Origin of the sequence: Shewanella nanhaiensis (assembly GCF_019457885.1) — a bacterium.
Lineage (GTDB): Bacteria > Pseudomonadota > Gammaproteobacteria > Enterobacterales > Shewanellaceae > Shewanella > Shewanella nanhaiensis.
The window spans coordinates 37,795-47,850 of record NZ_JAHZST010000026.1 but is presented as its reverse complement, the minus strand read 5'-3'; the positions used below and the strand labels follow the sequence as shown (position 1 = coordinate 47,850).

At 43.2% G+C, this 10,056-nt stretch carries 7 protein-coding genes and 1 pseudogene; 2 read left to right on the top strand and 6 right to left on the bottom strand.

The genetic code is table 11. The features are described 5' to 3' along the window. Positions 1-306: 306 nt before the first annotated feature. Positions 307-1,016: pseudogene (locus tag K0625_RS22565) on the bottom strand (helix-turn-helix domain-containing protein). Between the two features lie 84 nt (positions 1,017-1,100). Next, entirely contained in the window at positions 1,101-1,766 is a 666-nt protein-coding gene (hxpB, locus tag K0625_RS22560; protein ID WP_220111697.1) for a hexitol phosphatase HxpB, read from the bottom strand. Between the two features lie 413 nt (positions 1,767-2,179). Between hxpB and acnB the strand changes: the two genes are divergently transcribed. Further along, complete coding sequence (acnB, locus tag K0625_RS22555; RefSeq protein WP_220111696.1) at positions 2,180-4,777, top strand: bifunctional aconitate hydratase 2/2-methylisocitrate dehydratase; 2,598 nt, start codon at positions 2,180-2,182, stop codon at positions 4,775-4,777. 141 nt (positions 4,778-4,918) lie between these two features. Here the strand turns inward: acnB and K0625_RS22550 are convergent, their stop codons facing one another. Further along, complete coding sequence (locus tag K0625_RS22550) at positions 4,919-5,386, bottom strand: Rsd/AlgQ family anti-sigma factor (protein WP_012322936.1); 468 nt, start codon at positions 5,384-5,386, stop codon at positions 4,919-4,921. Positions 5,387-5,887: 501 nt separating this feature from the next. Between K0625_RS22550 and hemE the strand changes: the two genes are divergently transcribed. Next, positions 5,888-6,952, top strand: a complete 1,065-nt coding sequence (gene hemE / locus K0625_RS22545; RefSeq protein WP_012322937.1) for a uroporphyrinogen decarboxylase — start codon at positions 5,888-5,890, stop codon at positions 6,950-6,952. Positions 6,953-7,030: 78 nt separating this feature from the next. Here hemE and K0625_RS22540 read toward each other — a convergent pair whose 3' ends face one another. The 3 genes from K0625_RS22540 to K0625_RS22530 all read right to left on the bottom strand — a co-directional run bounded on the left by K0625_RS22540 (position 7,031) and on the right by K0625_RS22530 (position 10,055). Beyond that, the gene (locus tag K0625_RS22540) at positions 7,031-8,512 is read right to left on the bottom strand and encodes a sensor histidine kinase (RefSeq protein WP_220111695.1); all 1,482 of its coding nucleotides are present in this window, start codon (positions 8,510-8,512) and stop codon (positions 7,031-7,033) included. Further along, complete coding sequence (locus K0625_RS22535; protein WP_220111694.1) at positions 8,512-9,243, bottom strand: response regulator transcription factor; 732 nt, start codon at positions 9,241-9,243, stop codon at positions 8,512-8,514. Before K0625_RS22535 ends, K0625_RS22540 begins: the two co-directional genes overlap by 1 nt. Before the next feature lie 80 nt (positions 9,244-9,323). Further along, positions 9,324-10,055 (bottom strand): spondin domain-containing protein, encoded by a 732-nt coding sequence (locus K0625_RS22530; protein ID WP_220111693.1) that lies wholly within the window; start codon positions 10,053-10,055, stop codon positions 9,324-9,326. Position 10,056: the final 1 nt, after the last annotated feature.

Below are 10,056 nucleotides of genomic sequence, written 5' to 3'. Positions count from 1 at the left end.
GTGAAGAAGCCACCTTATTAAGGTGGCTTTTTTACGTTTGGACTTTTTTAAAATAACAGCCATTAGCTCGAGCTGACCTGAAACGATGTCAGGTGGCTTATCCACTTAAGCACGTACGTGCAATGCCTATTCCCGACGTCGGCCCGCCGCTGAGCGGGGACTCCAGTTCAGCGACTACGTCGCTTCTCGCTACAGAGTAGCTTAATGCTACGCATTCAAAGCACTACTTCTCCGCCCCCATGTGTTCGCTGCGCGAACTCCGAGAGTAGGCCATTTCCAGGCGCCTAATAATACCAATCGGTATAATCATCTGGTCAGATTTATCCATGAACGATTGCATAAAGTTTTCACCGTACTAATGTCACTAATAAAGCTATTCCATGCTCGTGAGCATTGATCAACAATATCCTCATAATTGGTAAAACACTTATTAGCTAAGTGATACTGTCTCATCTAGCTCCTTACTATGCCAACCGGCATCATCCATGATCACTACAGCGTGACGATCTGGAAGGGTTGCTTGAGAGATAAGCTTTAGGTGCTGGTGCATTATCCCTTTGTCGATCCAAGGAGTGATAAGTGCCTCAGTGTTACCATTTGACGGACATACAGCACCGAAAAGCCTAGCCTTTTTAAAACCCTATAGATGCTTGATAACTCATACCTAATGCCAAAATTCTTAAAAAGGTATTCATTTATGTCATGATCAGAAAGTCTCCGCCAGTTTCAGAGAGACTTTGCTGTTCAATAAATGTTGAAAGTTGTCTAGATTGAGCAGCATTTAAGGCAGGAGGCCGGCCAGGAGATGTTTTGTGCTCAAGCCCAACTAGGCCTTGCTCCAAAAAATCATTTACCCATTTATTTACACTGGTACGGCTCACTTTAAGTATTTTGGTTATCTCAGAGCGATTGTGACCTTCACTGAAGTGCGCCAAGTCTAAAAGACGGATCCGCTTTTGTGCATTTTTCTCTCGGCGAGCCAGGCCTCGAAAATCGGTGGTTTCAAGCTTTTCCATGTGCAATTCAACTCATAGAATTAACTTAGGCATTGATGCTCGTTCACAGCTGCTATCGTATTGTGACTGTTAATTGCATTTTTACTAAAACTTATCTTGTAAGTACTCAGGAAGCTCAAGTAGTGAGTCTAACTGCTTATGAGCGATGATCCATTTTTGATCATTTCTCTGCTCTGGTGCAGGGATAGCAATGGTTTGCATATTGGCTGATCTGGCTGCAATAAGTCCATTGAATGAGTCTTCGATTGCAACACATTGGGAGCTGGATAGCTCTAGGTCATCAATGCAATTAAGGTAGACCTCTGGGTGCGGTTTTCCGCGCTTTAGATTCTCTGCCGATTGAATTGAATTAAAGTAGTGTCCTATCTCTAGTTTGTTTAAAACTGCTTGAATGATAGCTTGTGATGAAGAAGTGGCTAATCCTACTTTTAGTCCATTCGTTTTACAAAAATCCAGAGCCTTGAATACGCCTTGTATGGCTGTACCATGATCTAATATGTGTTGAACAACCTGATTCACTATCTCTGTGGCGGTTTTATGATTGTCATAGTCCCTCCATGGGAAACGCTGATACCAGTAACTGACGACTTCATCGATTCTAAGGCCAGTTGTTTGCAGTGTATCTTGGTAGCTGATGTTTAAACCGTGATTTCTCATTGTTTCATATTCAGCTAATTGCCAAGCTGGTTCAGAGTCTATTAACACCCCATCCATGTCGAAAATAACAGCTTTAATTAGTGGTGATGCCATAGTATTCCAGTATGTTCAGTATAATTAAGGTGAATATTACAGCTTTATAATGGCTTTGAGGATAATAAACTTGGTATTTTCTAGATAAGAAACCCATTATTTATATCCCTGATTTTATAATTTAACCAGATAAGTATTAGGTGTAAGTTATTGTCATTAATAGAAATAGTTAATCTCGTAAACTATGGTCTAATTACATTGATGAGTTTAATGGAATAGATTACAGTGCATTGTGAGTTGTGCTATGGATCTATCTCTTGTTTGCTCTCTATAAGAGTGTGATCTGATTCAAACTTTTCTAGACTTGTAGTATAATGCGGCCAGAAATAAGGGTCGAGCCTGCTGAACTGTGAGCTTATTTATAAAGCAGTGCAGTTTTGTTGTAAGAACGCCAAACAAAGAGGAATGTTGCCGTGCTAGAAGCATATCGTAAACACGTCGAAGAGCGTGCTTCAGAGGGCGTAGTCCCTAAGCCACTAGATGCCCAGCAAGTGGCAGAGCTAGTTGAATTAGTTAAAAACCCTCCAGCAGGTGAAGAGGCGTTTATCCTCGACCTGCTTGAGAACCGAATTCCACCGGGAGTAGATGAAGCTGCTTATGTAAAAGCAGGTTTCCTAGATGCTGTTGCTAAAGGTGAGGTGACCTCATCAATCTTATCTTCTGCACGCGCAGTTGAACTGTTGGGCACTATGCAAGGCGGTTACAACATTGAGCCTTTAATTGCTCAACTAGATGTTGAAGCGCAAGCGCCTCTTGCTGTTGAAGCACTCTCTAAAACATTATTGATGTTTGATTCTTTCCACGATGTAGTTGAGAAGATGCAAGCGGGTAATGAATTTGCTAAACAGGTCGTTAACTCTTGGGCTGAAGCTGAGTGGTTCCTAAACCGCCCTAAGCTTGAAGAGAAGGTTTCGTTGACTGTATTTAAAGTGACTGGTGAGACTAATACCGATGATCTGTCGCCTGCACCAGATGCTTGGTCTCGCCCAGATATTCCATTGCATGCGCTAGCTATGCTAAAGAATGCTCGTGATGGTATCGTTCCTGATGAAGCAGGTGTGATAGGTCCCATTAAAGAGATTGAGCAGCTTAAAACTAAAGGTTTCCCATTAGTCTATGTGGGTGATGTTGTTGGTACAGGATCTTCGCGTAAGTCTGCAACTAACTCAGTGCTTTGGTTTATGGGTGATGATATCCCTAATGTGCCTAACAAGCGTGGTGGCGGTTTCTGCTTAGGTGGCAAAATTGCGCCTATTTTCTTCAATACCATGGAAGATGCTGGCGCACTCCCTATCGAGCTAGATGTTAGCAAGATGGATATGGGCGATGTGATTGATATCTACCCGTACCAAGGTGTTGTTAAGCGTCACGATAGCGATGAAGTTATCTCTGAATTTAAATTGAAAACAGATGTGTTGATGGATGAAGTACGTGCCGGTGGCCGTATTCCGTTGATCATTGGCCGTGGACTCACTGCACGTGCCCGCGAAGTGCTTAAACTTGAGCCATCAGATGTGTTTGTACTCCCACAAGATGTTGCTGATACTGGTAAGGGATACACCCTTGCACAGAAGATGGTTGGTAAAGCATGTGGTGTAACAGGTATTCGTCCTGGTCAATATTGTGAGCCTAAGATGACTTCGGTCGGCTCTCAAGACACTACGGGTCCAATGACACGTGACGAGTTAAAAGATTTAGCGTGTTTAGGTTTCAGCGCCGATCTGACGATGCAGTCTTTCTGTCATACAGCGGCTTATCCAAAGCCTGTAGATGTAAATACTCACCATACACTACCTGATTTCATTATGAATCGTGGTGGCGTTTCTTTACGTCCTGGTGATGGTGTTATTCACTCTTGGTTAAATCGTATGTTACTTCCTGATACCGTTGGTACAGGTGGTGATTCTCATACACGTTTCCCTCTCGGTATCTCTTTCCCTGCTGGTTCCGGTCTGGTAGCTTTTGCTGCGGCGACTGGTGTTATGCCATTGGATATGCCTGAGTCAGTGTTAGTTCGCTTTAAGGGTGAGATGCAGCCTGGTATCACACTGCGTGATCTTGTACATGCTATTCCACATAAAGCGATTGAGATGGGCCTACTTACCGTTGAGAAGAAAGGTAAAATTAACTTCTTCTCTGGTCGTGTTCTTGAGATTGAAGGTCTTGAGAGTTTGAAAGTAGAGCAAGCATTTGAGCTATCTGATGCTTCTGCTGAGCGTAGTGCTGCAGGTTGTAGCATTAAGCTAGACAAAGAGCCAATTATTGAATACCTCAACTCTAACATCGTGATGTTGAAGTGGATGATTGCTGAAGGTTATGGCGATCGTCGTACTATCGAACGTCGTATTACTGCAATGCAGGAGTGGCTAGCAAACCCTGAGTTGATGTCTGCAGATGAAGATGCTGAATATGCTGCTGTGATTGAGATTGATTTGAATGACATTAAAGAGCCAATTCTTTGTGCACCAAACGATCCTGATGATGCCGTACTGCTTTCAGATGTAAAAGACACTAAGATTGATGAAGTGTTCGTTGGTTCTTGTATGACTAACATTGGTCACTTCCGCGCTACAGGTAAGATGCTAGATAAGTTTGCAAGCACTTTACCGACACGCTTATGGATTGCTCCGCCAACTAAGATGGATCGTGATCAGCTTACTGAAGAGGGTTACTACGCTATCTTTGGTCGTGTTGGTGCTCGTATCGAGATCCCTGGTTGTTCACTTTGTATGGGTAACCAAGCGCGTGTTGCTGAAGGTTCGACTGTCGTCTCTACTTCTACACGTAACTTCCCTAACCGTTTAGGTACAGGCGCAAATGTGTATTTGGCATCTGCTGAGTTAGCTTCTGTTGCTGCGCTGTTAGGTCGTCTGCCATCGGCAGAGGAGTATCAGACTTATGCGAAAGAGCTAGATGCAACTGCTGCAGATACCTATCGTTACCTGAACTTCGATAAGATTGAATCTTATACAGAGAAGGCTGGTGAGGTTATTTTTCAGTCTGCGGTTTAACAACTTTTTTGTAGAGTGAGTTAACAGTCAAAAGGCCAGCTAAATAGCTGGCCTTTTTGTATCTGTTTTTTTAGGTTACTCCTAGGGAAGAGAATAGAGCTGATGCTCACTAACCTAGTTGTACATTTTGAAAAGAGTTTGTTATGAATGCTTAGTGTGCAAGACTTCTAATAACTTGTCTTCTAATTCGAAGCGTGTTTCCATCGCATGACCTAAAGATGAAAGGTCTTTATCTAGTTGAAACAAGACTTTATCATCGACCAGTTCGGTGTATTTGTCATTGAAGTCTAGCGCTGAATCTGTGGTTTCGCTGATACGGGGAACGAGCTTTTGAGCGAGCTCTTTGCTTGAAACACCGTTCTTTTCGCATGCGGTCACGACTTGATCGTAAACCTCGAAATGCCCTTCAGAAACATAGTCCATGAGCTGATCACAAAACTCTTTAACCAAGGTGATTGCAGGGAGCGATTTCTCTGTCGAATCGTAGGGAGGAATTCCGGCTATTTTGCAGTAATTTATCAGTAGTTTACGACGGTTGTTTAGCCAGTGATCGATTAAGGTGTTTGCACCACCCCATCTTTGTTCGGCTTTTTCCAATTGTTTTAACATGATAGTTCCCGATTCTGATTTCTTCCCTGACTTCTAATGTAGGTGACAACTAGGGTATTAATCAACCATTATTCGACTATTTTGCGAGATAATAGAAATTGATCGGAGAGGTTGTTTTTTTCAGAAGAAAATAGTGACGAGGTAGGGGATTGAATCGGTTAAAAATAAAATGCCCAGCGATAAATGTTATCGCTGGGCGAGTATTGGTTTTGCGGGCTCGATGCGACGAGCTTCTTGATTGTTCTTGCTAGCGCAGACTTTTTATACCAAAGGCCAGTGAGCTGTGCAACTTTTTTTTCTCATATTGAGAACATTCACTGTTAATATTTATCAGGATACATTTCTGTTTACTCTTTGTTCAATTGAGTTAAACATGTTCATCTTGGTTATTTTTTATATGTAGTGGTGTTTGTCACATAAATGATCTCAGGGAGATTATTTTACTCTCGTAAATGCTAAACTACGCCCAGCGGAAATCAATAAGTCTAGGAATAGAGCCACATGGCAGAATTAAAAAATGATCGTTATTTACGCGCCTTACTAAAACAACCTGTCGACAGAACTCCTGTTTGGATGATGCGCCAAGCTGGCCGTTACCTTCCAGAGTACAAAGCGACACGTGCTGAAGCTGGTGATTTTATGTCACTGTGTAAGAATCAGGACTTAGCTTGTGAAGTTACGCTTCAGCCACTTCGCCGATATGATCTTGATGCTGCTATTCTGTTTTCAGATATTTTGACAATACCTGATGCTATGGGCTTAGGTCTGTACTTCGAAACCGGTGAAGGTCCTCGTTTCCAGCGTCCTACCGATACGATCGATGCGATCAAAAAGCTTTCAATTCCAGATCCAGAAGATGAGCTTGGCTATGTGATGCGTGCGGTTAGCACTATTCGCCGTGAGCTTAAAGGTGAAGTTCCTTTGATTGGCTTCTCTGGCTCACCTTGGACTCTGGCCACTTACATGGTGGAAGGTGGTTCAAGCAAGACATTCGAAAAGATTAAGAAGATGGCTTACGAAGAGCCTGCAACCTTGCATATGCTTCTCGACAAGCTTGCTGATTCAGTGATTTTGTACCTGAATGCTCAAGTAGCAAATGGTGCACAGTCTCTGATGATTTTCGATTCATGGGGTGGTGCGTTATCTCATCACGCATACCGTGAGTTCTCTCTGCGTTATATGCAGAAGATCGTTGATGGCTTAACACGTCATGCAGACGGCCGCCAAGTTCCTGTTACTCTGTTCACTAAAGGTGGCGGTTTATGGTTGGAATCAATGGCTGAAACTGGCTGTGATGCACTCGGTTTGGATTGGACAGTTGATATTGGCGATGCACGTCGTCGTGTTGGCCATAAAGTTGCCCTACAGGGTAATATGGATCCATCTGTACTGTATGCTTCTCCTGAGCGTATTCACCAAGAGGTAGATCAAATTCTATCTAGCTATGGTGAAGGTACTGGCCATGTATTTAACTTAGGACATGGCATCCACCAACATGTGGATCCAGAACATGCTGGCGCATTCATCAATTCGGTGCATGAGCTGTCAGCTAAATATCATAAGTAGTTGAGTCGCTAGTTATCATTGAGCCCATCCTGTGTGATGGGCTTTTTTATTGCGCTGATTTAGATTATTTCGCTGTTATCATTTGATCTGTTGTAGTTCTATATGGAACTGACTTCCCTCTCCAGGCACACTTTCGATATCAATATTACACTTTAGTAAGCCTAATAATTGTCTGACAATGGCTAATCCAACGCCCAGTTGAGGGAGCACGTCAGTGCGGTTGAAAGTGGGTTTTGCTTTTAATTGTTTTAGTGCTTGAAGCTCATGTTTATGCATCCCAGAACCATTATCTGATACACAAAGCCATACAGGATTATCATTGACATGCAGTAGCTCTTCGGATTGATGTGGCCGCGATTTTATGGTGATGCTGCCACCTGCAGGTGTATAACGAATAGCGTTGTCGATTAGGTTGCTTAATACTCGCATTAACAGCTGTGGATCTGTCAGTACAGTGAGCTCTGAGTCAAGCTCAAAGTCCAGCATGACATTTTGCTGCTTTGCCCTAGGGGCAAAAATAAGCACTAATTCATGGAGTATGTGGGTTAGTTCTACGGGTTTAAACTCTGGTGTTATCTGCCCATTCTCTAGGGCTGCTAGTTCCAGCATCTGACTTAACAATCTTTGTAAATGTCTTCCTGAATTGGCTGCGACCTCTATTAAATCGCTACTACGTTCACTTTTTGGCATCAGTAACCAGGTATCTATGTACCCCTGAAGTGAGGTGAGTGGTGTTTTTAGGTCGTGAGACAGGTGCAGCATGAAGTCATGCCGAGCTTGCTGTTGCTGGTTTATTGCTTGGTGTTGCTGACTGATTTTCTCTAATAAATGGTTAATATGTAAACTCAGTTGTTGAATCTCACTGCTACCCCGATACTCATCAGGAAGCGATAGGCCGTCACTGAGTTTTTGGCTACCAAGTACGCCTAAATCGCGCTCTAATCTTGAAAGTGGATTGGTGAGATATCTTGCTAATAAAGCAAATAGTATTAAGGCAAAAAGGATAGAAGCTAATGCAACCCCAACCCAAAACCTAGGGGCTTGATGTTCGCTGACTAAGGATTGCCACATATCGAAATCTTCACCACCTATGATCACATAGAGATAACCCGTCTTTTTGCCATCGGGACTTTGCAGATAGGCTGCTGAAAATATCTTTTTACTGTTTGCAGAACGGGGATCCATACCTTTAATTGGTAACTCATCCCCATCTATAAAATTTTTCAATGCGTGGGTATCGACTCTTAAGCGTTTTATTTTTTCTGCTTTAGCATCATATGCCACCACATTGCCTAAAGTATCGAGTGTGTATATCTCAAAGCTTGGGCCTAATAGCATAAAGTCATGAAAGGCCTCCTTTAAGGCGGCATCAGAGGTGATCCCTTGTGATAGAAGTGGGTTGATATGGGACATATGTAGAGCCAGATCTCGATGCAAGGATTGCTGTACCTGATCTCTGCTGAACTCTTGGTTAAACTGAAACCATTGCCAAAGTGCTAAGATCAAAATGAAGACAACTAAACTTGCGGAGAGTAGTAGCCGACTAAAGAGACTATTCATTAATGTGACCGTGTTTCTGGTGGTGAGAATTTATATCCTACTCCCCATACTGTTTTAACAAGCTCAGCAGCAGGAGTGCAATGGGATAGCTTGGCACGTAGGCGGTTTATATGACTATTTACTGTATGTTCATAGCCTGAGTAGGAGTAACCCCAAACGGCTTCTAATAGCTGCAATCGACTAAATACCTGCTTAGGATGTTTAGCCATAAATAGGAGGAGGTCAAACTCTCTGGCAGTTAACTCGAGTTGTGTGTCGAAGGCGATAACTTCTCGCGTGTCACAGTTGATAGTAATACCATTGAAGTCCAGCTGTTGCTCTTCATGTTCAGTTTGGTGACCTCGTCTTAGCAGGGCTTTTACCCTTGCCCTAAGCTCAAGCACACTAAATGGCTTTGTTAGGTAGTCATCAGCTCCTGATTCAAGCCCCAGTACGATATCTGCTTCAGAGTCTTTGGCTGTCAACATCATGCAAGGTGTCTCTTTTCCAGCATGACGAAGTTGTTGGCACAGCATAAGTCCATCTCCGTCGGGAAGGGTTCGATCGATTAAGATAAGATCAAAACTATTAAGCTCTAGGTTTTGGTTTGCCTGCTTTAGGGTTGTGCAGTGAATAACATCAAAATTGAGAGTGTTGAGGTTGAGCTTGACTAAATTCGCAAGATCCGGCTCATCTTCAACGAGTAAAATTTTGTGAGTATATTGATTATTCGCTGTACGTGTTCCATTCATCTTAAGTGCCTCGAAGCGGATCCTTAAAGAGTAGACCCACCTCGAGTGCTTTTTATTTCATCGATTGATAAACGCCCTGATTATTGAGTTCGGTTTATCGTGATGTTGAGGACTGGATTGTCGAACCGATGGGATGCAGAGAGGACTGAGTCTGTTAGTCCATCGTCTTGACTTATCACGCCTGGGTGAGCGTGTACCCTGTCAACATCGTCTCGCATAGCATTAAACCCCTCTCCACCATCAGCAGGCCCAGGAAGTGTCCCTTTGGCTTCAGAGTTGGACTCAGTGCCAGCATCGTAAGCGATTGATCTAAATCTTATGCTTTGCTCAACAGCTAGATCACTTAATGAAAAGTCATTGAGACCAGCAAAAGCATCATTGGTATTGACCAACATGGTGAGTATGGATAAAGAATCGACATCATCAGGGGCGAGGCTAAGCTCTATACTCTCAGACATGCCTGGGGGCAAGATACCTGCTCCGACAGTCACGCTATCTACGTCATCCATGGATGAGAAAAGTGAACCATCACCAGACTCAGCTATAGTCTCTAATGCCAAACTTGCTGGAGAGCCGACCTGCCAGGCTGATATATCACCGTGAGCAATAAGTGTAATGGGAGACATTGGCTGGTTTGCCGTTAAGTTTGTCACCGTTACGCTATAAACTTGATTAACCACAGGCGCCGGTGGTGTAGGAGGGGTGACCTCAGGCGTATTATCACTGTCGGAACAGGCACTGAGTAACAGGCTTGAAGATATTGCAGCCACGAGAAGAAGTTTATTTCGTGGTAGAGTTTTGAATGTATTCATC